Annotated in this window: 23 protein-coding genes; 14 read left to right on the plus strand and 9 right to left on the minus strand. The window is 74.3% G+C overall.

All coding sequences use genetic code 11. The features are described 5' to 3' along the window. The first annotated feature begins 305 nt into the window (after positions 1-305). The 7 genes from ACF062_RS09015 (at position 306) to ACF062_RS09045 (ending at position 8,190) form a co-directional block, all read left to right on the plus strand. Entirely contained in the window at positions 306-821 is a 516-nt protein-coding gene (locus ACF062_RS09015; protein ID WP_392137102.1) for an HAD-IIIA family hydrolase, read from the plus strand. After that, the gene (locus tag ACF062_RS09020; protein ID WP_392137103.1) at positions 818-1,939 is read left to right on the plus strand and encodes a glycosyltransferase family 9 protein; all 1,122 of its coding nucleotides are present in this window, start codon (positions 818-820) and stop codon (positions 1,937-1,939) included. The genes ACF062_RS09015 and ACF062_RS09020 overlap by 4 nt, the downstream gene beginning before the upstream one ends. Next, positions 1,936-2,901, plus strand: a complete 966-nt coding sequence (locus ACF062_RS09025) for a glycosyltransferase (RefSeq protein WP_392137104.1) — start codon at positions 1,936-1,938, stop codon at positions 2,899-2,901. Before ACF062_RS09020 ends, ACF062_RS09025 begins: the two co-directional genes overlap by 4 nt. Then, the gene (locus tag ACF062_RS09030; RefSeq protein ID WP_392137105.1) at positions 2,898-4,208 is read left to right on the plus strand and encodes a glycosyltransferase; all 1,311 of its coding nucleotides are present in this window, start codon (positions 2,898-2,900) and stop codon (positions 4,206-4,208) included. Before ACF062_RS09025 ends, ACF062_RS09030 begins: the two co-directional genes overlap by 4 nt. 942 nt (positions 4,209-5,150) lie before the next feature. After that, positions 5,151-5,810, plus strand: coding sequence for an SIS domain-containing protein (locus ACF062_RS09035; protein WP_392137106.1), 660 nt, complete (start codon positions 5,151-5,153; stop codon positions 5,808-5,810). Beyond that, the gene (rfaE2, locus tag ACF062_RS09040) at positions 5,807-7,195 is read left to right on the plus strand and encodes a D-glycero-beta-D-manno-heptose 1-phosphate adenylyltransferase (RefSeq protein WP_392137107.1); all 1,389 of its coding nucleotides are present in this window, start codon (positions 5,807-5,809) and stop codon (positions 7,193-7,195) included. Before ACF062_RS09035 ends, rfaE2 begins: the two co-directional genes overlap by 4 nt. Further along, the gene (locus ACF062_RS09045; protein ID WP_392137108.1) at positions 7,192-8,190 is read left to right on the plus strand and encodes a glycosyltransferase family 9 protein; all 999 of its coding nucleotides are present in this window, start codon (positions 7,192-7,194) and stop codon (positions 8,188-8,190) included. The genes rfaE2 and ACF062_RS09045 overlap by 4 nt, the downstream gene beginning before the upstream one ends. A 317-nt stretch (positions 8,191-8,507) precedes the next feature. Here ACF062_RS09045 and ACF062_RS09050 read toward each other — a convergent pair whose 3' ends face one another. Continuing rightward, on the minus strand, positions 8,508-9,818 hold the full coding sequence (locus ACF062_RS09050; RefSeq protein WP_392137686.1) for an MFS transporter: 1,311 nt from the start codon (positions 9,816-9,818) through the stop codon (positions 8,508-8,510). Between the two features lie 506 nt (positions 9,819-10,324). Between ACF062_RS09050 and ACF062_RS09055 the strand changes: the two genes are divergently transcribed. The 3 genes from ACF062_RS09055 to ACF062_RS09065 are packed head-to-tail and all read left to right on the plus strand — an operon-like array spanning position 10,325 to position 13,175. Next, positions 10,325-11,080 (plus strand): SDR family oxidoreductase, encoded by a 756-nt coding sequence (locus ACF062_RS09055; RefSeq protein WP_223777606.1) that lies wholly within the window; start codon positions 10,325-10,327, stop codon positions 11,078-11,080. Between the two features lie 46 nt (positions 11,081-11,126). Further along, positions 11,127-12,140 carry an NAD-dependent epimerase/dehydratase family protein gene (locus ACF062_RS09060; protein WP_392137109.1) on the plus strand — a complete coding sequence of 338 codons (1,014 nt, stop codon included), beginning with the start codon at positions 11,127-11,129 and terminating at the stop codon, positions 12,138-12,140. Between the two features lie 24 nt (positions 12,141-12,164). Then, positions 12,165-13,175 carry a glycosyltransferase family 9 protein gene (locus ACF062_RS09065; RefSeq protein ID WP_392137110.1) on the plus strand — a complete coding sequence of 337 codons (1,011 nt, stop codon included), beginning with the start codon at positions 12,165-12,167 and terminating at the stop codon, positions 13,173-13,175. Here the strand turns inward: ACF062_RS09065 and ACF062_RS09070 are convergent, their stop codons facing one another. The 4 genes from ACF062_RS09070 to ACF062_RS09085 form a co-directional block, all read right to left on the minus strand. Continuing rightward, positions 13,176-13,940 (minus strand): metallophosphoesterase, encoded by a 765-nt coding sequence (locus ACF062_RS09070; protein WP_392137111.1) that lies wholly within the window; start codon positions 13,938-13,940, stop codon positions 13,176-13,178. Beyond that, on the minus strand, positions 13,937-14,191 hold the full coding sequence (locus ACF062_RS09075) for a hypothetical protein (RefSeq protein ID WP_223777610.1): 255 nt from the start codon (positions 14,189-14,191) through the stop codon (positions 13,937-13,939). Before ACF062_RS09075 ends, ACF062_RS09070 begins: the two co-directional genes overlap by 4 nt. Continuing rightward, positions 14,188-14,874: a hypothetical protein gene (locus tag ACF062_RS09080; RefSeq protein ID WP_392137112.1), complete on the minus strand. Its 687-nt coding sequence runs from the start codon at positions 14,872-14,874 to the stop codon at positions 14,188-14,190. The genes ACF062_RS09075 and ACF062_RS09080 overlap by 4 nt, the downstream gene beginning before the upstream one ends. 208 nt (positions 14,875-15,082) lie before the next feature. Beyond that, positions 15,083-15,901 carry an SDR family oxidoreductase gene (locus ACF062_RS09085; RefSeq protein ID WP_392137113.1) on the minus strand — a complete coding sequence of 273 codons (819 nt, stop codon included), beginning with the start codon at positions 15,899-15,901 and terminating at the stop codon, positions 15,083-15,085. Positions 15,902-16,169: 268 nt separating this feature from the next. Between ACF062_RS09085 and ACF062_RS09090 the strand changes: the two genes are divergently transcribed. After that, positions 16,170-16,313, plus strand: coding sequence for a hypothetical protein (locus ACF062_RS09090; RefSeq protein ID WP_392137114.1), 144 nt, complete (start codon positions 16,170-16,172; stop codon positions 16,311-16,313). A 112-nt stretch (positions 16,314-16,425) separates the two neighbouring features. Next, positions 16,426-18,084, plus strand: coding sequence for a catalase (locus tag ACF062_RS09095; protein WP_392137115.1), 1,659 nt, complete (start codon positions 16,426-16,428; stop codon positions 18,082-18,084). A gap of 71 nt (positions 18,085-18,155) precedes the next feature. Here the strand turns inward: ACF062_RS09095 and ACF062_RS09100 are convergent, their stop codons facing one another. After that, a complete protein-coding gene (locus ACF062_RS09100; RefSeq protein ID WP_392137116.1) occupies positions 18,156-18,680 on the minus strand; it encodes a DUF1360 domain-containing protein in 525 nt (174 codons plus the stop codon). A 59-nt stretch (positions 18,681-18,739) separates the two neighbouring features. Here ACF062_RS09100 and ACF062_RS09105 point away from each other — a divergent pair, with 59 nt between their 5' ends. Next, on the plus strand, positions 18,740-19,048 hold the full coding sequence (locus ACF062_RS09105) for a hypothetical protein (protein WP_392137117.1): 309 nt from the start codon (positions 18,740-18,742) through the stop codon (positions 19,046-19,048). Positions 19,049-19,202: 154 nt separating this feature from the next. On the opposite strand, the gene ACF062_RS09110 is transcribed toward ACF062_RS09105, so the two are convergent. After that, positions 19,203-19,697, minus strand: a complete 495-nt coding sequence (locus tag ACF062_RS09110) for a DUF5709 domain-containing protein (RefSeq protein ID WP_392137118.1) — start codon at positions 19,695-19,697, stop codon at positions 19,203-19,205. Positions 19,698-19,925: 228 nt separating this feature from the next. Here ACF062_RS09110 and ACF062_RS09115 point away from each other — a divergent pair, with 228 nt between their 5' ends. Then, entirely contained in the window at positions 19,926-20,378 is a 453-nt protein-coding gene (locus tag ACF062_RS09115; RefSeq protein WP_356571724.1) for a DUF6098 family protein, read from the plus strand. 61 nt (positions 20,379-20,439) lie between these two features. Here the strand turns inward: ACF062_RS09115 and ACF062_RS09120 are convergent, their stop codons facing one another. Further along, entirely contained in the window at positions 20,440-20,907 is a 468-nt protein-coding gene (locus ACF062_RS09120; protein ID WP_223777617.1) for an SPW repeat protein, read from the minus strand. Between the two features lie 174 nt (positions 20,908-21,081). Beyond that, positions 21,082-21,480 (minus strand): DUF2795 domain-containing protein, encoded by a 399-nt coding sequence (locus ACF062_RS09125; RefSeq protein ID WP_392137119.1) that lies wholly within the window; start codon positions 21,478-21,480, stop codon positions 21,082-21,084.

The raw sequence follows: 21,480 nt of genomic DNA on the forward strand, positions 1-21,480 counted from the left end.
CCGCTCGCGGCGGGGGCGGTGCTCGGCTGGCCGGTGGTTCGTCCGGTACGGCTTCGGGTGCTGCCGGGTTCTGCCCGGCCGCCGATTCCGGCCCCGGCGGCCGGCCCCCGTCGCCCGGCGTTGCGATCGTTTCTGCTCCGGGTGGTGGTCCGGTTGCCTCCGCTCTCGGCCGCGGCCCCCGCCCGGCCGGAGTCGCGGTCGGCGGTGACGGGCCCTGGCTGGTCGGGGGGCCCGTTGCGCGGGGGACGGTCTCGCGTCGTGGCCTGCCCGCGGCTGTTCTCTTCGACCGGGACGGGACGCTCGTCGTGGACGTGCCCTACAACGGCGATCCCGCCCGGGTGCGGCTCATGCCGACCGCGCGGGACGCCGTCGACGCCGTCCGGGCGGCGGGGCTGCCGGTCGGGGTCGTGAGCAATCAGTCGGGCGTCGCCCGGGGCCTGCTGGGCCGGGGCCAGGTCGAGGCGGTGCGGCGGCGTGTGGAGGAACTCCTCGGCCCGTTCCAGGTATGGGCCGTCTGCCCGCACGGCCCGGACGACGGCTGCCGGTGCCGGAAACCGGCGCCCGGCCTGGTCAGCGCCGCCTGCGAGCGGCTCGGCGTCCCGGCCGCGCGGACCGCCGTCATCGGCGACATCGGGGCCGACATGGCGGCCGCCCGCGCCGCCGGGGCCCGCGGCGTCCTCGTCCCCACCCCCGTCACGCGCCCCGAGGAGATCGAGGCCGCCGACACCGTGGCCCCCGACCTGCTTACCGCCGTACGCCTGGCGCTCGGCGCCGATCCCGGTGGCGCGCGCCGCCGCCCGCTGGAGGTGGAGGAGCGATGACCGCGTTCCGAAAGCCGCGCAGCCTCGTCGTACGCATGGACAGCGCGGGCGACGTGCTGCTCGCCGGACCCGCCGTGCGCGCCGTCGCGGCCGGTTCCTCCTACACCGCCTTGCTGTGCGGTCCGCAGGGCGCGGAAGCGGGCAGGCTCCTGCCCGACGTCGACGACGTCCTCGTGTACGACGCCCCGTGGGTGGGACTCGAACCGGCGCCCGTGTCGCACGCGGCGACACAGCGACTGCTGACACAGGTGACGGAGGGCCGGTTCGACCGGGCCCTGGTGCTGGTCTCCTACCACCAGAGCCCACTGCCCGCCGCCCTGCTGCTGAAGCTCGCAGGCGTCGGCTGGACCGCCGCCGACAGCGAGGACTACCCGGGCACCCTCCTCGACCTGCGCCACCAGCGGCTGCCCCACCGCCACGAAGCCGTGGCCGCCCTCGACCTCGCCGAGGCCTGCGGCTTCGCGCTGCCGCCCGGCGACGACGGGGCGCTGCGCGTGGAGGCGACACCGGACACCCTGCCCCTGACCGGCGGCAAACCGTACGTGGTGCTCCACCCCGGCGCCGCCGTCCCCGCACGCGCCTGGAGCCCCGAGCGTGCCGAGCGCGCCGCGGCGGCCCTCAGCGCAGCCGGTCACCGGGTCGTGGTCACCGGCGGCCCCGACGAGCGGGACCTGACCGCGAAGGTCGCCGGGCGGCACGCCCTGGACCTCGGCGGGGCCACCGACCTGCGGCGCCTGGCCGGCGTCATGGCCCGGGCGCGGGTGGTGGTGGCCGGCAACACCGGGCCCACTCACCTCGCCGCCGCCGTGGGCACACCCGTCGTCTGCCTGTTCGCGCCGGTGGTGCCGGCCGAGCGCTGGGCGCCCTACGGCGTGCCGCACGTCCTCCTGGGCGACCAGCACGCGGCGTGCGCGGACACCCGGGCGCGCGAGTGTCCGCTGCCGGGCCACCCCTGCCTCGACGGAGTCGACGACGCCGAGGTGCTCGCCGCCGTGGCAAGGCTCACCGACCGCGCGCCGGGCCCGGCGGGCCGCACCCGGCCGGTGACACCCACCGATCCGATGACCGCGCCGGGCCGCACGCCCGGGACGGAACGGGAACGAGGAGCAAGCGTATGAACATCCTGTTGTGGCACGTGCACGGCTCCTGGACGACCGCGTTCGTCCAGGGCCCGCACACCTACCTCGTTCCCGTCACCCCGGACCGCGGCCCCGACGGCCTCGGCCGGGCCCGGACGTTCTCCTGGCCCGCCTCCGTGCGGGAGCTGACCCCGGAGCAGCTGCGGGAGACCGAGGTGGACCTCGTCGTCCTCCAGCGCCCCCACGAACTGGAGCTGGCCGAACGCTGGCTCGGCGGGTGCCGCCCCGGGCGGGACGTGCCCGCCGTGTACCTGGAGCACAACGCGCCGGACGGCGACGTCCCCGACACCCGGCACCCGTGCAAGGACCGCGACGACCTGACGCTGGTGCACGTCACCCACTTCAACCGGCTGTTCTGGGACTGCGGCAGCACCCGCACCGAGGTCATCGAACACGGCATCGTCGACCCCGGCCACCGGTACACCGGACGCCTCGCCCGCGCCGCGGTCGTCGTCAACGAACCCGAGCGGCGCGGCCGTTACACCGGCACGGACCTGCTCCCCGCCCTGAGCGAGGCGGCCCCGCTGGACGTCTTCGGCATGCGTACCGAAGGGCTCGCCGCGCACCTCGGGCTGCCCGAGGACCGGTGCCGCTCTGCCGACCTGCCGCAGAGCGAGCTGCACGGCGCGCTCGCGGAACGGCGCCTGTACCTCCACCCGGTGCGCTGGACCTCCCTCGGCCTCTCCCTCCTCGAAGCCATGCATCTGGGCATGCCCGTCGTGGCGCTCGCCACCACGGAGGCGGTCGAGGCCGTTCCGCCCGGCGCGGGCACCCTGTCCACCCGGCCCGAGGTCCTGGCGCGGGCCGCCCGGCGCTATCTGGAGGAACCGGAGGCCGCGGCCGAGGACGGGGCCCGGGCCCGCCAGGCCGCTCTCGAACGGTACGGACTCAAGCGCTTCCTCCACGACTGGGAGCGCGTGATGACGGAGGCGTGCTCATGACCTCATCCCTCGGCCCCTTCGATCCCGGCGCCGACGGCACCCCCGCTCGCCCCGGGACCTTCAGCGCCGGACCCGTCGGCCCCGGACGGCTGTCCATCGCCCTCGTCTCCGAGCACGCGAGCCCTCTCGCCGCGCTCGGCGGCGTCGACGCGGGCGGCCAGAACGTGCACGTCGCCTGCCTCGCGGGCGCGCTCGCCGACCGCGGCCACCGCGTCACCGTCTACACCCGCCGCGACGCGCGCGACCTCCCCGAACGGGTCCCGCTGCGCGACGGCGTGGAGGTGCACCACGTGCCCGCGGGCCCGCCCGAGCAGATCCCCAAGGACGAACTCCTGCCCCACATGGGCGCCTTCGGCCGCTACCTGGCCCGCGCCTGGCGCGGTCGGCCGCCCGACCTGGTGCACTCGCACTTCTGGATGTCGGGGCTGGCCTCCCTGTGGGCCACGCGTGAACTGGGGCTGCCCCTCCTGCACACGTATCACGCGCTCGGCACCGTGAAGCGGCGCCACCAGCAGCTCGCCGACCCCAGCCCGCCGCAGCGGATCGCCCTGGAGACGGAGGTGGGGTTCGGCTGCGACCGGGTCATCGCCACGTGCCGGGACGAGGTCGTCGAGCTCGGCAGGATGGGCATCCCGGCCAGCAAGGCCGGCGTCGTGCCGTGCGGCGTCGACACCGAGCTGTTCACGCCGCGCGGGCCGGTCGCCGAGCGCGGCACCGAGCGGTACCAACTGCTCCAGCTCGGCCGCCTCGTCCCGCGCAAGGGCGCCGCGGTCTCCATCGCCGCGCTCGCCCTGCTGCCGGAGACGGAGCTGGTCGTGGTCGGCGGCCCCCCTGCGGACCGGCTCGACCAGGACCCGGAGGTCAAGCGGCTGCGCGCGCTCGCCAGAGAGGCGGGCGTCGCCGACCGGGTCCGCTTCACCGGCGGCGTGCCGAGCACCGACGTGCCGCCGTTGCTGCGCGCGGCCGACGTGGTGCTGTGCCCCGCGGACTACGAGCCGTTCGGCATCGTCCCCCTGGAGGCCATGGCGTGCGGCAGGCCCGTCGTCGCCAGCGCGGTCGGCGGCCAGCTGGACACGGTCGCCGATCCGGCCACCGGCCGCCTGGTGCCGCCCCGCGACCCCGAGGCCCTCGCCGCCGCCGTCGCCGAACTCCTCGCCGACCCCGCGGCACGCGAGGCGTGCGGCGAGGCGGGCCGCCGCCGTACCCTGCGCCGGTTCGGCTGGGGACGGGTCGCGGCGGCCACCGAGGCGGCGTACTGCGACGTCCTGGACACGCAGTACGTCGCGACGGGCGCGGGAGTGGTATGACCCCGCCCCCCGCCCGCACCACCGCGCCGAGCGTCCTGCCGCCGCCAACCCGTGGCGGCCGGGTTCACGGGCCCGGCCGCCGTAGCTGCGTGGGTGGCCGACGGCCCGGTCCCTGTGCTCTGCCGCTCGCGGGCAGTCTTGGCGTCTTGGGCGTCTGCCGGGGCGGTGTGGGGTTCCACGGGGTTTCGGGGTGTCTCGGGTGCCAGTGGTCCGGGCCGCGTGCTTTGCCGTTGCCGGGCGGTCTTGGCGTCTTGGGCGTCTGCCGGGGCGGTGTGGGGTTCCACGGGGTTTCGGGGAGTCTCGGGTGCCAGTGGTCCGGGCCGCGTGCTTTGCCGTTGCCGGGCGTCTTGGCGTCTTGGGCGTCTGCCGGGGCGGTATGGGGCCCCACAGGACCTCGGGGACTTCCATGTGCCGGTGGTCCGCGTCGCGTGCTCTGCGGGGCGGCCTCGGCGCCTTGGGCGTCCGTACGACCGATGCGGGACTCCACGGGACCTTGGGGGCTGGGTCTCCGCGGTTCGGGGCGCGTGCCCTTCCGCTCTCGGGCGGTCTCGGTGTCTCGGGCGTTCCGCCGGGCCGAGGTGGGGCTCCACGAGTCTCGGCGGGTCCCGCGTGCGAGGCGGTCCGCATCGTGTGCTGCCGTTCCGGGGCGCTCTCGGTGCCTTGCGGCCTCCACCAGGCCGACGTGGGGCTCCACGGCGCCTTGGTGGCCCCCATATGCCGCCGGTCCGCGTCGCACGCCCTGCCGCTCCCGGGCGGCCGCGCCTCCGGCCTCCGGCTCCCGGGCGGCCTCGGCCGCGCCTCCGGCCTCCGCCACGCCGATTCGGAGCCCCCCGCACCCCCGGAGGGCCCGGCCCCCGTTCCCGACCGACCGCGGAAGCACCGACAGCTGAAGGAGGTGCGGGCCCGTCGCTGTCCTCAGGGACACGCGGCGACCCGATCAGCATGACCGAATCCCCTGCACTCGATGCCGCGCATCTGCACTGCCGGTCACTGGAGCACGCGCTTCGCCGACTGCGCCGGGACAGCCTCGGCCGGATCACGGAGTGGGGTGTCCGGCTCGCCGCCGCGCTGCCCGCCGGCAGCCGTCTGCTGGCCGCGGGCAACGGCGGCAGCGCCGCCCAGGCCCAGCACCTGACGGCGGAACTCGTGGGCCGCTACCGGCAGGAGCGGCCCGCGTACTCGGCCATCTCCCTGCACGCGGAGACCTCCAGCGTGACCGCCATCGGCAACGACTACGGCTTCGACCACGTGTTCGCCCGCCAGGTCTCCGCACACGGCCGGCCCGGCGACATCCTCATCCTGCTGTCCACCTCGGGCCGCAGCGCCAACCTCATCACCGCCGCCGTGGCGGGCCGGCAGGCGGGGCTGCGCGTCTGGGCGCTCACCGGCCCCGGCCCCAACCCGCTCGGCGAAGCCGCCGACGAACGGCTCTACGTCGACGGCGAGACCACGGCGACCGTCCAGGAGGCCCACCTCGTCGCCGTCCACCTGCTCTGCGAGGCTTTCGACGCGGCGCTCACCGAGCGACCCGCCACCGTGACCGCCACTGTTGGCCGCACCGCGCCGCCCACCGCGGTCCCCGTCAACGGGAGGACACCGTGACCGGACCGAAGCCGCTCGTCGTCGTCGGGGACGTCCTGCTCGACGAGGACATCGAAGGGGTCGCCACCCGGCTCTCCCCGGACGCCCCCGCCCCGGTCGTCGACGTGACCGCCGACCGCCGCCACCCCGGCGGCGCGGGGCTCGCCGCGGCGCTCGCGGCCCGCGGCGGCCGCGAGGTGATCCTCGTGACCGCGCTCGGCGACGACCCCGCGAGCGAAGCCGTCCGCCGCGAACTGAAGGGGCGCGTACGGCTGGTGGAGCTGCCGCTGGACGGCACCCTGCCGGTGAAGACCCGCGTCATGGCGTCCGGCCGCCCCCTGGTGCGCATCGACCGCGGCGGCGGCACACCGGGCGAGCCCGACGCCGCCGTACGCGACGCGCTGGCCCAGGCCCACGCCGTGCTCGTCGCCGACTACGGACGCCACACGGCGAGCGCCGTACGGGATCACCTGGCGGCCGTCACCCCGCGCATCCCCCTGGTCTGGGACCCGCACCCCAAGGGCGACGCCCCCGTCCCCGGCGCCCGCCTCGTCACCCCCAACGCGGCGGAGACCCGCCTCCTGTGCCCGGGTGACGGCGAGACCCTGCGTTCGTACGCCGAGCGGGGCACAGCACTCGCCGACCGCTGGCGGGCCGCCGGCGTCGCCGTGACCCTGGGCGAGCGCGGCGTCCTGCTGACCAGGCCCGGCTCCGGTACGCCGATGCTCATACCGTCGCCCTACCACGCCTCCGGCGACCCCTGCGGCGCGGGAGACTGCTTCGCCGCCACGACGGCCGCGGCGCTCGCGGACGGCTCGCTCCCGGAGGAGGCGCTCCAGCGTGCGGTGGCCGAGGCCGCCGCGTTCGTGTCCGCGGGCGGCGCCACGAACCCGGCCCTGTGGCGGACGATGCCCGCCTCGGGCCCGCGGGAGACACCGGGCACCGACGCGTTCGCCGTCGCGGAGCGGGTGCGGGCGCGCGGCGGCACGGTGGTGGCGACGGGCGGCTGCTTCGACCTGCTGCACGCCGGCCACGTCGGCCTCCTGGAGAGCGCCCGGCGCATCGGCGACTGCCTGATCGTGTGCCTCAACTCCGATGCGTCCCTGACCCGCCGCAAGGGCCCCGGCCGCCCCCTCAACCAACAGGCGGACCGGGTACGGGTCCTGGAGGCGCTCGGCAGCGTCGACGCCGTCGCCGTCTTCGAGGAGGACACCCCGCAGGAGCTGCTGAACAGGCTGCGGCCCGACGTGTGGGTCAAGGGCGGCGACTACTCCGTCCAGGACCTGCCCGAGGCGCAGGCGCTGCACGCGTGGGGCGGTCAGGCGGTCGTCCTGCCGTACCTCGACGGTCGCTCCACCACCCTGCTGGCCCGCCGGGCCGCCGCGGCGGCGGGAACCCGGCCGTGAGCGACCGCCCCCGAGTGCTGGCGCTGCGGGCGCTCGGCCTCGGCGACCTGCTGACCGCCGTACCCGCGCTGCGCGCCCTGCGGCGTCGGCTGCCGGACCACGAGATCGTGCTGGCCGCGCCCGAGAGGCTGGCCGCGCCCGCCGCCGCGACCGGCCTGGTGGACCGGCTGCTGCCCGTCTCGGCGCCCGGCCGCGCGGTGCCGGGCGCCCTGCCGTGGACGGGACCGCCGCCGGACCTCGCCGTGGACCTGCACGGCAACGGCCCCCCGAGCCACCTGCTCCTCCAGCGGCTGCGCCCCGGGCGGCTCATGGCGTACGCGCATCCGGGCACCCCCGACATCGAGGGCCCCGCCTGGAGGGACGACGAGCACGAGCGGGAGCGGTGGTGCCGCCTGCTCTCCTGGTACGGCGTCCCGGCGGACCCCGCGGACCTGAGCATCCCCGTGCCGGCCACGCCCTCCCCGGCGCCCGGCGCGGTCGTCGTGCATCCCGGAGCCGACGCCGGGGCCCGGCGCTGGCCCCCGGAGCGGTTCGCCGCCGTGGCGCGGGAGCTGGCCGGGGGCGGGCAGCGGGTCGTCGTGACGGCGGGGGCGGGGGAGGAGGGCACCGCGCGCTTCGTGGCGGCGGAGGCCGGGCTGCCGGCGAGCGCCGTGCTGGGCGGCGCGGAGGATGTGCCGTTCGACCGGCTGGCGGCGCTGGTGGCGTACGCGCGGTGCGTGATCGTGGGGGACACGGGGCTCGCCCACCTGGCGTCGGCGCTCGGGACTCCGTCGGTCGTGCTGTTCGGCCCTGTCGCGCCGCGGCTCTGGGGCCCGCCGGCGGATCCGCGGCACCGGGTGCTGTGGCATCCCGATGACGATGGGGGGAGGGTGCGTCCCGGCAACGCGCATGGGCTCCGCCCGGATCAGCGGTTGTTGCGGATCACGGCGGCGGAGGTACTGGAGGCGGCGCGGGGGCTGCCGGTGCGGGGGGAGCGGACTGCGGCTGCGGGTTGACGGTGACTGCTCGCGCAGTTCCCCGCGCCCCTGGGGGTTGCCGGGCTGGGCTTGTTCTACGGGTGCGGGTGAGTCGTGGTTGCGCGCGCAGTTCCCCGCGCCCCTAGGGGGCGCCACTCGCGCCCCGTCAGGGGCGCGGGGAACTGCGCGCTCAGCCACAACGCAACCCGCACCCGCGAAACAAGCCCAGCCCGGCAACCCCCTAGGGGCGCGGGGAACTGCGCGCTCAGCCACAAGGCAGCCCGCACCCGCCAACAACCCCCCACCCGGCAGACGCGACCGCGCCACGCGCCCCGCGCCCTCGCCCCCCGGCGGGATCAGGCCGCCGTACTCAGCGCAGCGGCCGGCGCCACCGCCACGTCCCCCTTGCGGACCAGCACCGGCACGGTGACATTCCGCCGCCTGCGCAGCACGAACCCGGCGCCGATGGACCCCGCGATGATCAGCCCCCCGGAGACCAGCGCGCCCCGCGCACCGGCCAGTTCCATGAGGAGCCCGAGCGCGGGCGGACCCGCGAGCCCCCAGGCCGTGCTGATGCTTCCCCACACACCGAGCACCCGGCCCCGCAGATGCGCGGGCGGGTCGGTCTGGAGGACGGTCTTCCCCGCGGTGTCCGAGACGGACTCGACGACGGCCATCGGCAGCACGAGGACGAGCAGCACGGCGAACGACGGCGAGAACCCCGCCACTACCTGGAGCAGCGCACCCGCGGCGGCCAGCAGCCCCACGAGCCGCACGGACGGCCGCCGCAGCCGGGCACCCAGGACCGCGCCGATGATGCCGCCGACGGCGAGGACCGTGGAGACCGTGCCGAACGACCCGGCGCCCCCGGCGAGCGGCCCGGTGACGAGCACGGCCAGGGTGAGCGTGTAGTTCCGTCCGAAGACCGCGCTGATGCCGGTGACGCCCGCGAGAGCGACCAGGCGGGGCCGCCGCAGGAAGAACATCAGGCCCTGCCGCACGGTCATGTCGGCCGCCGTGTCCTCGCCCCCGGTCCTGGCCCCGCGCCGCGCGGGCGCGGCCTGCCGCAGCGCCCCGTACGCCGGCCGGAGGAAGGGGATCACCGAGGCGACGAAGAGGAAGGACAGGCCGTTGGCGGCGTACGCGGCGGCCGTACCGAGGAAGGCGACCGTGACACCGCCGAGGGCCGCGCCCGCGAGGCGGCCCGCGCTGTGGACGAGCGAGCCCACGCCGATGGCGGACGGCACGTCCTCCGGCGGCACGAGGTCATTGCCCAGCAGGGCGCACGCGGGACCGTCGACCGTGGCGACGACACCGGTGACGGCGGCCAGCGCCATGAGCACGGTCAGATTGAGCCCGCCGGTGGCCACGAGGACGGCCGTGGTGAAGGCGATGGCACCCAGGACGGCCTGGCTGACGGCGGCCGTGACCTTGCGGGGCCAGCGGTCGACGGCGGCGCCGCCCACGAGGCTCATGAGCAGCGCGGGCGCGGCCTGCACGGACATGGACAGGCCCGTGGCGGCGGCGGACCCGGTGATCTGCAGGACCAGGAGGTTCTGCACGGTCAGCTGCATCCACGTACCGGCGTTGGACACGAAGTTGGCGACGGACCACCAGCGCATGCTGCGGTACTTCAAGGAGCGCCACGGCGAACGGGAGACGTCCACGGCGGCGGCAGGGACAGGAGAGGAAGACACAGGCACTCGAAGACTCGGAAGGCGGTCCGCAGGGACCCAGGCGGAGGATCGGCAGGAGCACGGACACCGGGCAGCACTGCGCGGTCGCTCCACCGGATCTGGGAGGGGGCGCCGCGTCGCCGGAAGGACGTCTTCTCGGCGCGCTGAGGCGGGCGGACGTTCCGGATGTACGGCGTGACCATGCTGACAGACGGTGCTCACGAGCCCGGGCGCCGCTCGGCCCGACGCCGCGCCGGGCGGCCCCAAGTCATTGGCCCCGTACGCGATTTGGCGGTTCTGGTGTGCTTGCTCACACGGCCACGGACAGGGGTCCGCGCACGGGTGCGGGGCCCGTGCCGGTGACGGGGGCCACAGTCGCGCGCCGTGCGCCGGGTGGCCCGGCCCGAGGTGCCGGAGCGCCCGCTCGGCGTCACAGTGGGAAGCGGAGCGGTGGCCGGGAGCGAGCCGCCGCCAGGCGCACGAAGGAAGGCACAGGCATGGGTGGCGGAGCGCAGGTCGACCTCCATGGCAAGCAGGCGCTGGTGACCGGCGCCGCCCGGGGCCTCGGCGCCTCGATCGCGAGGAGACTGGCCGGGGCGGGCGCGGCGGTCGTCGTCGCCGACGTCCGCAAGGACCTCGCCCAGGAGCTCTGCGACGAGCTGGGCCGCGACGGCCTCGACGCCCGTTTCGTGGAGATGGACGTACGCGACGCCGCCGCGGTCGCCGCCGTCTTCCGGGACCTGGAGGAGGCCGGGGAAGCCGGGGGGGCCATCGACATTCTGGTCAACAACGCCGCCGTGGACGTCTCCAAGCCGATCGAGCATCTGACGGCGACCGAGGTGACCCGGGTGATCGAGACCAACCTGCTCGGGCCGATGTACCTGTGCCTGGAGACGTACCGGCGCATGATCGCCCGCGGCGGCGGCCACATCGTGAACATCCTTTCCACCGCGGCGAACCGCACCTGGACCGAGGCCGGTCCGTACGCGGCGGGCAAGTCGGGCCTGCGCGCCTTCACCCACACGCTGTTCAAGGAGGCGCAGCGCGACTGCGTCGGCATCGGTGTCACCGGGATCATCGCCGGCGGCATGGAGACCCCGTTCATCATGGAGCGCTTCCCGGACGCCGACGTGTCCATGTTGCAGAGCCCGGACATCGTGGCGGACACGGTCCTGTACGCCCTGTCGGTCCCGGCAGGCAGCGCCGTGTCCGAGCTGGTCGTCGTACCCCGCAAGGAGCCGTCCTGGCCGTGACGCGCCCGGACCGCGCACCTCTCGTCGGCGGAAGGAAGGTCGTCCCATGACATCGGCGATGTTCTCCGTGGCGCCGGTGGTCCCGCCCCCGTGGGAGAAGGCCGTGGTGACCTCGGGCGCCGGTTTCCTCGGCTCCCATCTGTGCGAACGCCTGCTCGACGCGGGAGTCGACGTCGACTGTGTCGACGACGTGCCCGCCGGCGCGGCGCACAACGTCGAGCACCTGGCGGGCCACCCCGGGTTCCGCTACCTGGAGCGGGACATCGCGCGGCCCGGCTGCCCCGGCACTCTCGCCGGGCCGTACGACCTCGTGCTCCACCCCGCCTGCCCCGCCCCCCGGGCCGTCTTCGCACCCCGCCCCTCGAACCCGCCCGACGCCGGCACCCGGGGCACCCGCAACGCCCTCGCCCTGGCCGACCGGGACGGCGCGCGCTTCCTCCTCGTCTCCACCTGTTCCGCCGGAGCGCACCCCGGCGGGGACCGCCCCGTACCGGACGGCGGCTCCCAGCGCTTCTCGGAGGCGCTGACCACCGCGTTCGTGAGCGCGAGGGAGACCGACGCGGGAATAGTGCGCCTCTTTCCCGCGTACGGACCGCGCATGGCGCCCGACGACGGCCCGCTGATCCCGGACCTCGTCCGGCAGGCACTGGGCGGCGGGCCCGTCACCGTCCCCGGCGACGGCAGCCGCAGACCCTCGCTGTGCTACGTCGACGACACGGTCGAGGGTGTGCTCCTCGTCGCCGCGAGCCGGTCGGTGCGGCCGGTCGACATCGGCGGCGAGCCGACGGCGACCGTCGAGGAGATCGCCCGCCGGGTGATCGACCTGACCGGCTCCGGCGCCCGCCTGGAGTTCACCGGCGCCCACGACGCCGCTGCCGCCGCCGAGCCGCCCGGGCCCCAGACAGGCTTCGCCCACGAGATCTTCGGCTGGACGCCCAAGGTCTCCCTCGGCGACGGCCTCAAGCGCACCGTCGCCGACCTCATCGACCGGCCCGCGCGGAGCGGGCCCCGGAACGTGCCGAGCGCCGAGGGAGGCGTACACCGTGCCTGCTCATGGTGACGATGCCCGCGGGGAGGCGGCGCGGTGAAGGCGCTCGTCGTCTGCCTGGACGGCATGACAGGGGTCCTGCTGGCCGGTCCGGCCGTCCGCGCTCTCGCCACCCGGGCCGACCACGTGACCCTGATGTGCGGGCCGCGCGGCGCGGAGGCCGCGCGGCTGCTGCCGCACGTCGACGGCGTCCTCGTATGGGAGGCGCCATGGACCGGCCCACGCCCCCCGACGGTGGACGAGGCGGACGTCGACGGCCTCCTGGAGCGGCTGCGGGACGAGTCGTACGACGTCGCGCTCGTCCTCACGTCCTTCGAGCAGAGCCCGCTGCCCGCCGCCCTCCTGCTGCGGATGGCGTACGTACGGCACATCGGGGCCGACAGCGCCGACGACTCCGGCAGCCTCATCGACGGCCCCCACCGGCGCCTTCCCGGCCGCCATGACGCCGAGGCGGCGCTCGACACGGCCGCCGCCCTGGGCTTCCTGCCGAGGCCCGCGGACGACGGGCGGCTGCGCGTCCTGCCCACCCCCGACACCACCGGCCTCACCGGCAACGGCCCCTACGTCGTCCTGCACCCGGGGGCCGGCACGCCCGCGCGCTCCTGGGGCGCCGAGCGCGCGGCCGAGGCGGTCTCGCTGCTCGCCGACGCGGGCCACCGCGTCGTCGTCACCGGCGGCCCCCGCGAGGCCGCCCTCACCCACGAGGTCAGCGGCGGCACGGCCGTGGACCTCGGCGGGCGCACCGACCTGCGGACCCTGGCGGGCGTGCTGCGGGCGGCCGACGTCGTCATCGCGGGCAACACCGGCCCGGCCCATCTCGCCGCCGCGACCGGCACCCCGGTGGTCTCCGTCTTCTCCCCGGTCGTCCCCGCCGAACGCCGGGGCCCCTACGGCGTGCCCACCGTCCTCCTCGGCGACCAGAACAGCCCCTGCGCCGCCACCCGCGCCCGTCACTGCCCGGTGCCCGGCCACCCCTGCCTGACCGAGGTCACCGCCCAGGACGTGGTGCGCGGCGTACAGAAGCTGCTGAGCGGGAGGAGCGGCTGACTACGCGCTGCCGGTGGCGGCCGCCGCGGTCCCGGCGGACCGGCCGCCCTTCAGGTGGTAGACGTTGAAGGCCTTGCGGATGACGGGCTGCGCGACATTGCGCACCGGGACGCCGCCGCTGGTCATGCCGTGCTCGGTGCCCGCGTGCGCGTGGCCGTGGACGGCCAGGTCCGCGCCCGCCCCGTCCACCGCCTCCGCCAGCAGATAGCTGCCGAGGAACGGATAGATCTCCAGGGGCTCGCCCGCGAGGGTGTCCGCCACCGGCGCGAAGTGCGTGAGCGCCACCCGCGTGTCGCACCCCTGCCCGGCCAGCTCGTCCAGCGAGGTCCGCAGGCCATCGGCGCAGCGGCGGGTGTACCGGATGAACTCCTTCATCAGCGGTTCGCCGAACTCGCTCCCACTGCGCCCGACGAACCCGCCGCCGAACCCCTTGGTGCCCGCGACGCCCACCCGCGCCCCGTCGACGTCGACGACCGTGCCCTCCCCTTCGAGGACCCGTACGCCCGCGTCGCGCAGGACGTCGGTGACCTCCTCGGGCCGCTCGTCGTGATGGTCGTGGTTGCCGAGCACGGCGATGACCGGCACCGGCAGACCGGCCACCTCCTCGGCGACCACCCGCGCCTCCTCCACCGTGCCGTGGCGGGTGAGGTCCCCGGCCAGGAGCAGCAGGTCCGCGCAGTCGTCAAGCGTCTCGAAGGCGGGCCTGAGCAGGCCCTTGCTGTCGAGGCCCATGTGGATGTCGCCCACGGCAGCGATGCGGATCATACGACTTCCTCCGGGTGGTCGGGGGCCGCCGCATCGGCCACCACGATGTCGCAGTGGACCGTGAGACCGGCCAGTTGGTCGTGCACGGTCCGCAGCAGTTCCTCGCGGCAATGCGAGGTGGGCACGGTCCCGACGACGTTCACGGACGAGCCGCGGTGCTCGATGCGGATGCCCAGTTCGCCCAGCTCCTCCGCGGCGAGTCGCTCCTTCAGGTGGGCGATGCGGTACTCGACGTTGGCATGGTCGTTCATCGGTCTCCTCCTCGCGGTGCGATGACGTCCAGGCGCTCGAGGAGATACAGGAAGGCGGCCGGCATCGGCGCGTCCCCGCACTCGTCGCGCACGGCCTCCCAGTCGACCATCTCCCGCAGCTGCCGCGCGATCGGCAGCACGGCGCCGAAGTCGCAGTGATGCTCGGAGAAGGCGGCGAGCAGGGCCCGCATCAGGTCGGTCGGCGCCAGGACCGGCATGCGCACCGAGTCCACCGGCAGCTCCGTGGCCCGCCCCAGCAGCTCGGCGGTCACCGGCTGATGGGCCAGCTCGAAGATGAGGTCGATGTCCTGGCCGAGGCACTTGGCCTTGAGCAGCCAGTCCTCCGGCGGCGCGTACACCGCGAGACCGGCCTGCTCCAGGGTGGCCGCGACGGCTTCGGCGTCCTCGGGCTTGATGCAGAAGTCGGCGTCGTGCTGGAGGTTGCCGGTCCCGCCGTGCGCGTAGACGGCGACGCTGCCGGCGAGGGCGAAGTCGTGGTCGTTCCTCTTGAGGACGGCGGCTACCTGCTTGGTGGCCTCCAGGATGGCCTGGTTGAGGTCGGGCGGAAGCTCTTCGACCGGCAACGCGTGGTGCGGCGAGCCCCCGGCCGCTCCGCCCGTCGGTGGCAGCTCCGTGATCGGCTTCCGGTCCTTCGGGGTGGTGTCTTCTGCGTTCGGCGTCACCTGCTGCTCCGTTTCCGGATGCCGGGCGCCGCACCGGGCGTGCGGGCCGGCGGTCTCCGACGATCCCTGCTCCAGGCAGCTCCGGTACCCGGACCGGCGGGTTCGACACGGGCCAGTTGCGGTACCGCACCGCTCGGTGCCGGTGCGTGCGGTGCCGGACCTCCCTTATACCGCCGGGACCGGTGCGCCGCCTCTTCACGCGGCACGCTCAGGGCCGCCGCCACTCGTCGCTGCGCAGGTGCGATCCGGCCTGGGGGCCCATCCGCACCATTCCGCCGTCGGCGACCCAGGACGCGCCGGTGACGTACGAGGAGTCGGGTCCCGCGAGGAAGGCGATGACGGCGGCGATCTCCCGGGCGTCACCGGGCCGCCCGAGCGGGATCCCCGGCCGGGACTCCTCGTGTACGTCGGTGTCCTCCTGCCCGGTCATGGGCGTGGCGATCTCGCCGGGCGCGACGGAGTTGACGGTGATGCCGTGCTCCGCGAGCTCCAGGGCCATCACCTGGGTCAGCAGTCCGAGCCCGCCCTTCGCGGCGCAGTACGGGGCCGCGCCGACGCGCGGCTGGTGCTCGTGGACCGAGGTCACATTGACGATGCGGCCGCCGTCGCCCTGCCGGATCATGCGGCGCGCGGCGTGCTGGCCGCACAGGAACGGGCCGACGAGGTCGACGTCCAGGACGCGCCGTACGTCCTCGTGCCCCAGGTCGAGGTAGGGCGTCGCGGTGCCGGTACCGGCGTTGTTGACCAGGACGTCGACGCGGCCGAGCTGCTCGGCGAGGTCGTCGACCACACGTGCGGCATCGGGCAGCCGGGTCAGGTCCATCTGGGCGACGGCCGCGCGACGGCCGTGCTTGCCCACTTCGTCGGCGGTCCGCTCGGCGCCTTCCCGGTCGCTGTGCCAGGTGATCCCGACATCCATCCCGGCCTCGGCGAGCCGGACGGCCGTGGCCCGTCCGATGCCGGAGTCGGCGCCGGTGACGACGGCCACCTTGGCGGTGGAAGCGGTGGAAGCGCTGGGCGCGGTCATGGAACCTCCTTCTGTGCCGTGCCCCGGCCTGCTGCCGGGAAGCGGCGTCGGGTCGAGTCGCCGGACGGATCACCCGTAGCCCTGCGTCCAGCGTCGGCCATGACGGCCCGCGGTGCCCTTCGGGAGCGCCGGCCGCGCCGCGGAGGGTGGATGGGTGGACGAGGGGCGGGTACCCGGGTGGCTCCGCCACGAACGGACACGAACGCGTCCAGGGGTGAGCATGGGAGGTAAGAGGACCCCGCAGCGGCGAGAAGCGGAGGCAGGACACATGAGTGAGAGCACACCGTCCCAGGCGGAAGGCGACCGCGACCCCACCGGTGAGGAGGGACAGACGCCGGAGCGCACCACGCCCTCGCAGGCCGAGGGCGACGACGAGCGGGCGCGCGACGACACGGATGACGCGAACGGCTGAGCGGCGCCCGGCCGGTAACGCGCTTAGCGTGACGAACAGCGACAAAAGAACAGCAAAAGCACAGCAAAACGGCAGCAAGAGGAACGAATCGGGCTGAAGGAGTCGACAGATCGTGACGGACGTATCGAGCAAGGGCCCCGCTCCGGGCGACGAGCGCGGAACGCTCACCAACCGGCAGGGCCATCCGGTCTACGACAACCAGAACCAGCGCACCGTCGGCGCCCGTGGCCCGGCGACGCTGGAGAACTACCAGTTCCTGGAGAAGATCAGTCACTTCGACCGCGAGCGCATCCCCGAGCGCGTCGTGCACGCCCGCGGCGTGACCGCCTACGGCTACTTCGAGGCGTACGGCAAGTTCGGCGACGAGCCGATCGGCCGCTTCACCCGCGCCAAGCTCTTCCAGGAGCCCGGCAAGCGCACGGATGTCGCCGTGCGCTTCTCCACGGTGATCGGCGGCCGTGACTCCTCCGAGGCGGCCCGCGACCCCCGCGGCTTCGCGGTGAAGTTCTACACCGAGGACGGCAACTGGGACCTGGTCGGCAACAACCTCGGCGTCTTCTTCATCCGGGACGCCATCAAGTTCCCCGACGTCATCCACGCGCTGAAGCCGGACCCCGTGACCTTCGAGCAGCAGCCCCGGCGCATCTTCGACTTCATGTCGCAGACGCCCGAGTCCATGCACATGCTGGTCAACCTCTTCAGCCCGCGCGGCATCCCGTCGGACTACCGCCACATGCAGGGCTTCGGCGTCAACACGTACAAGTGGGTCAACGACGAGGGGAAGACCCTCCTCGTCAAGTACCACTGGATGCCGAAGCAGGGCGTCCGCAGCATGACCGAGGAGGACGCGGCCAACGTACAGGCGGAGGGCCTCGGACACGCCACGAAGGACCTGTACGAGGCGGTCGCGCGCGGCGATCACCCCGAGTGGGAGCTGCTCGTCCAGGTGATGGAGGACGGCGACCACCCCGAGCTGGACTTCGACCCGCTCGACGACACCAAGACCTGGCCCGAGCAGGACTTCCCGCCGAAGCCCGTGGGCCGGATGGTGCTCGACCGGATGCCGGAGAACTTCTTCGCGGAGAACGAGCAGATCTCCTTCGGCACCGGCGTGCTGGTGGACGGCCTGGACTTCTCCGACGACAAGATGCTGGTGGGCCGCACCTTCTCCTACAGCGACACCCAGCGCTACCGCGTCGGCCCCAACTACCTCCAACTGCCCGTCAACCAGGCCAAGAACGCCGACGTGCGCACCAACCAGCGCGACGGCCTGATGACGTATCACGTCGACGGCGCCGGCGAGAACCCCATCGTCAACTACGAGCCGTCCATCACCGGCGGCCTGAAGGAGGCGCGGTACCCGACCCACGACGAGCAAGGGCCGGAGATCCACGGCAGGCTCACGCGCAAGCGCATCCCGCTCACCAACGACTACCTCCAGGCGGGCCAGCGCTACTGCCTGATGGAGCAGTGGGAGCGCGACGACCTCGTCCGGAACTTCATCGACCTGCTCTCCCAGTGCCCCCGGGAGATCCAGGAACGGATGGTCTGGCACTTCCTCCTCGTGGAGAACGAGCTGGGCCTCAAGGTCGGCGAGGGCATCGGCATCAGTCCCAAGGACGTGGCGCACCTCCAGCCGCTGGCGAGCCAGGACCTGACCGACGAGGACCGCAAGCGCCTCGCGAACCTGGGCGAGAACCCGCCGCGCGACGTCAGCGGGCTGACCATGACGCACTGCGTCCCGAACGAACGGCACACCGTCACCCGCTGAGCCCTCTCGGGCTCCGTGGGCTTCCCGCGGCTGGCCGGTGCGGCCGGCCGCGGGCGCGTCTGGGCCCTCTCTCAGCCCTCGGCGTTCTCCTGGGTCCAGGTCCAGGCGTACTGGAGCCAGTCGGCGAGCGTCATGGCGCTCAGCGCCGCGCCCACCAGCCGGGCGCCGCGAGGAGCGAGGACGTAGGCCCCGACAAGTCCCGTCGCCGACCATGTCGAGGCGCAGAACGGACAGGTCACCAGCTCACCCACCGCCTGTTTGACGGCGTTGCCGCCGAGCGGCTCGTCCATGACCTCGCCCGCCTTGGCGTCCTCCACGCGGCGGGTGACGGGCGCCCGCAGAAAGCCGGTGATCTTGGCCTTGGTGAGCAGCCGGGCCGTCTTGTACGTCGCGACGCCGAGCAGCAGCACGTCCCACGGCGGCACCCGCTCCGGCAGCGTGGCCCCGCGCCGGCGCGCAAGCACCGTGAGGGTGCCGGTGGCCGCCGCGAAGGCCGTGGCGAGGGTGGCGTAACCCGCGAGGGGCACTGTGCCCCGCTCGTCGTAGCGCCGGTAGCCATGGCAGCGGTGTTCAGGGGCTTCGTCGTCGGCCGTCATGGCGCCTCCAGGAAGTGCGGTGGATTCAGCAGGGACACGATCGATGGGAGGTGGTTGCGATGGCCCGGCGCACCACATACGCGGTGGCGGCCTCCGGGCAGTGGATCGACGAGGAGGAGGGCCGTCGGCGGCTGCCCGCGGGCGAGGCGCACGCGTGGCAGCCCGGCCGCAACGAAACCGTCTGCGGGCTCTCCCTCGCCAAGTCGCAGCTCACGCGCTTCCCGCACGTGCCGTGGACCGACGCCATCCCGGAGTCCGGCGGCGCCGCCGACCGCGTACAGCTGCTGTGCCGCAGGTGCGCCTCCGTGGCCGGCCGGACCGGCACCGACGCGCGGCCCCCGTGGCGGCGCGAGAACCCGCGCCCGTGAGCGGCATCGCCCACCGGCGCCGTGAAGCCGGGGACGTCCGAGCCGCGGGTGCCTGAGCCGGGGACGCCCGAGCCGCGGGCGCCCGAGCCGGGGACGCCCGAGCCGGGGACGCCCGAGCCGGAGACGCCGAAGCCCACCGCCCGCACCGGGATCCTCAGCCCCGGTCCCGGTCCTCGGGAGCCAGCGGTAGGTCCTCCTCGGGGACGACGTGCACCGCCGCCTCCTCGGCGGACGCCGCGCCGCCGTCGATGCCCTCGTCCGTGGCGACGACCTCCTTGGTGGTGTCGGTGCGCGCGCCCTCGTCCGGTGCCACCAGACGGCCCGCACGGTCCCCGCCGGCCTCCGGGTCGACCGGCTCGCCCTCACCGCCCGGCAGATCGCCGACGCCGTCCCCCTCGGGCACCTGAGTGTCGGGCACCTCCTGCCGCAGCCGCTCGTCGAGCGTCTCGCCCTCGTGCTGCTCCGCCGCCGTGGTGCCGGTCTTGGTGACGCCCAGCGGCTTCTCCGGCGGCGAGTAGCCCTCGTCGAGCATGTCGTCGTAGGTGCGCTCGTCCAGCGCGTCCTGGAGGTCCAGCGGCGTCGCGTCCTCCTGCTCCTCGTTGTCACCGGTGGGCTGGTAGGCGTCGTCCGCCATGTTCTGGTCGCTCATGACTTACCTCGTGCTGTGTGTTCCGGATGGTCGCGCCCGCCCACTGATGGTCGCGCGCCGGTCTTCCGAAGTGCCCGCGACACACCCCTCCAAACGATCCGGGCCCGAGGCCTGCCTCTCGATGATCAGGGCACTCTTCGCACATGGACGCGAGAACGTATCGGGACATACGCGGGAACGTAACGGGCTATATGTGAACGTATCGGAACAAGGAAAGCGACCCCTCTCATGAGCAGTTCGGACGACGACCTGCCGGTCCTGCACACCCTGCGGGAGCTGGCACGCCTCGTGGCACGGCACCAGGGCCTGTACGTGCGCTGGTCCCGCGGCCCCGCGACGGACCTCGGCAAGGTGATGAGCAGGGACGACCTGACGGGCGTACGCATGCCGGGCCTCTCGGCCAATCCCCTCGACATCGAGCCCTGGTGGGAGGAGAGGCCCGCCGAGCTGTGGGTGGCGCGCCGACTGCACGACTACTCGCACCTGCCGCGCGAGAAGGGGCCGGGGGTGCGCCCCTGGGTCCTGCTCGGCCACGAGTGCGCCCGTGGCCCCGACAACGAACCGCTGGTCCAGGACGTCGAGCCGCTGGCCTGGATCGACGGGAAGATGATCGATGAGGCCCGCGAGGAAGTGGCCCGTGAGGCGGGCCCCTGGGGGCCGCTGCGGCGTACGAACGAATGACAGGGGCGCGCCCCCGGCACTCGCGGTGCCGGGGGCGCGCCGTGGTCCGGCCGCCGCGCGGTCAGCGGGGGCCGGCCCGGTAGGCCCGCGCCCTGCCGTGCCCGGCGGAGTCGGACTTTCCTCCCGCCTTGGCGGCCGCGCTGGCCGCCAGGCCAAGCAGCAGCATCACGGCACCGGTGATGACGTTGCTGACGACGGACCTGGTGGTGCTGACGTCACCGGCGATGACCCACGGGGCGACGATCGTCCACACGCCGAGGGCGCAGCAGGCCCACGCCATGCTGTGGGTGCGCTCGTAGGCCCGGCCGAAGCCGCCGCTCATGAGCAGGGCGTAGGCGATGCCGACGATCAGGTTGGTGACCGACAGGCGTGTCAGGCCGTTGAAGCCCGCGATCCACGGCGAGGCCGCCAGGTAGAGGCCGGTGAGGAAGGCCATCGTCTCGACGGCCTGGATCTTGGGAGTGCTCGCCGCGCGCTCCGCCATCTCGTGGCGTTCGCGTATGTCGACGATGTCGGGGTGCGTTTCCATGGAGGACTGGGTCCTGGGGGACGTTGATGACATGACGTCCACCTCCAGCTGAGTGATGGTTCATGGTGCGGACGGGGGGACGCGCGTTGCTGAAATCGCCGCGCGGCCGGACCAGGACGGGGACTCAGGGGCAGCGTGCGGGCTCGCGTGCCCGTGCTGCCCGGGCTGTCGGGACTATCCGGCGACGAGGGCGCGTACGGCGTCGGTGACGTTGTCGTACGTCTCACCCTCGGGCAGCCGCCGCACCGCTTGCAGTGCGGAGTCCGGCGCATGGCGTGATTCCAGCGTCTCCAGCAGTGTCTGCCGGTCGGCCGGGAACGTGCTGCGCTCCAGATGGCGGCTCAGCTCCAGACGCGTGGCTTCGGCCTCGGCGAAGGAGCGGGCGCGCTCCCGTTCCTCGCCCGGCGGCGGGACGGGACCGCCCGGGTCCACGACCACGTCGTCGTCGGCCGGCGGCTCGGGGTCGTTCGCCTCCTCGACGTGTGTGTGCTGACCGGAGCGCAAGTAGCCCTCCAGTTCGTGCTTCAACTCGTCGTCCTTGCGCGGACTCACCGGATTGCTGCCTCGGTCCAC

Source organism: Streptomyces sp. NPDC015345 (genome assembly GCF_043078805.1).
GTDB lineage: Bacteria > Actinomycetota > Actinomycetes > Streptomycetales > Streptomycetaceae > Streptomyces.

Coding starts and splice junctions, on each gene's coding strand:
- ACF062_RS09020 (WP_392137103.1), top strand. CDS start 818: ATGACCGCGTTCCGAAAGCCGCGCAGCCTCGTCGTACGCATGGACAGC.
- ACF062_RS09025 (WP_392137104.1), top strand. CDS start 1,936: ATGAACATCCTGTTGTGGCACGTGCACGGCTCCTGGACGACCGCGTTC.
- ACF062_RS09030 (WP_392137105.1), top strand. CDS start 2,898: ATGACCTCATCCCTCGGCCCCTTCGATCCCGGCGCCGACGGCACCCCC.
- ACF062_RS09035 (WP_392137106.1), top strand. CDS start 5,151: ATGACCGAATCCCCTGCACTCGATGCCGCGCATCTGCACTGCCGGTCA.
- ACF062_RS09055 (WP_223777606.1), top strand. CDS start 10,325: ATGGGTGGCGGAGCGCAGGTCGACCTCCATGGCAAGCAGGCGCTGGTG.
- ACF062_RS09060 (WP_392137109.1), top strand. CDS start 11,127: ATGACATCGGCGATGTTCTCCGTGGCGCCGGTGGTCCCGCCCCCGTGG.
- ACF062_RS09070 (WP_392137111.1), bottom strand. CDS start 13,940: ATGATCCGCATCGCTGCCGTGGGCGACATCCACATGGGCCTCGACAGC.
- ACF062_RS09075 (WP_223777610.1), bottom strand. CDS start 14,191: ATGAACGACCATGCCAACGTCGAGTACCGCATCGCCCACCTGAAGGAG.
- ACF062_RS09085 (WP_392137113.1), bottom strand. CDS start 15,901: ATGACCGCGCCCAGCGCTTCCACCGCTTCCACCGCCAAGGTGGCCGTC.
- ACF062_RS09090 (WP_392137114.1), top strand. CDS start 16,170: ATGAGTGAGAGCACACCGTCCCAGGCGGAAGGCGACCGCGACCCCACC.
- ACF062_RS09100 (WP_392137116.1), bottom strand. CDS start 18,680: ATGACGGCCGACGACGAAGCCCCTGAACACCGCTGCCATGGCTACCGG.
- ACF062_RS09105 (WP_392137117.1), top strand. CDS start 18,740: ATGGCCCGGCGCACCACATACGCGGTGGCGGCCTCCGGGCAGTGGATC.
- ACF062_RS09110 (WP_392137118.1), bottom strand. CDS start 19,697: ATGAGCGACCAGAACATGGCGGACGACGCCTACCAGCCCACCGGTGAC.
- ACF062_RS09115 (WP_356571724.1), top strand. CDS start 19,926: ATGAGCAGTTCGGACGACGACCTGCCGGTCCTGCACACCCTGCGGGAG.
- ACF062_RS09120 (WP_223777617.1), bottom strand. CDS start 20,907: ATGGAAACGCACCCCGACATCGTCGACATACGCGAACGCCACGAGATG.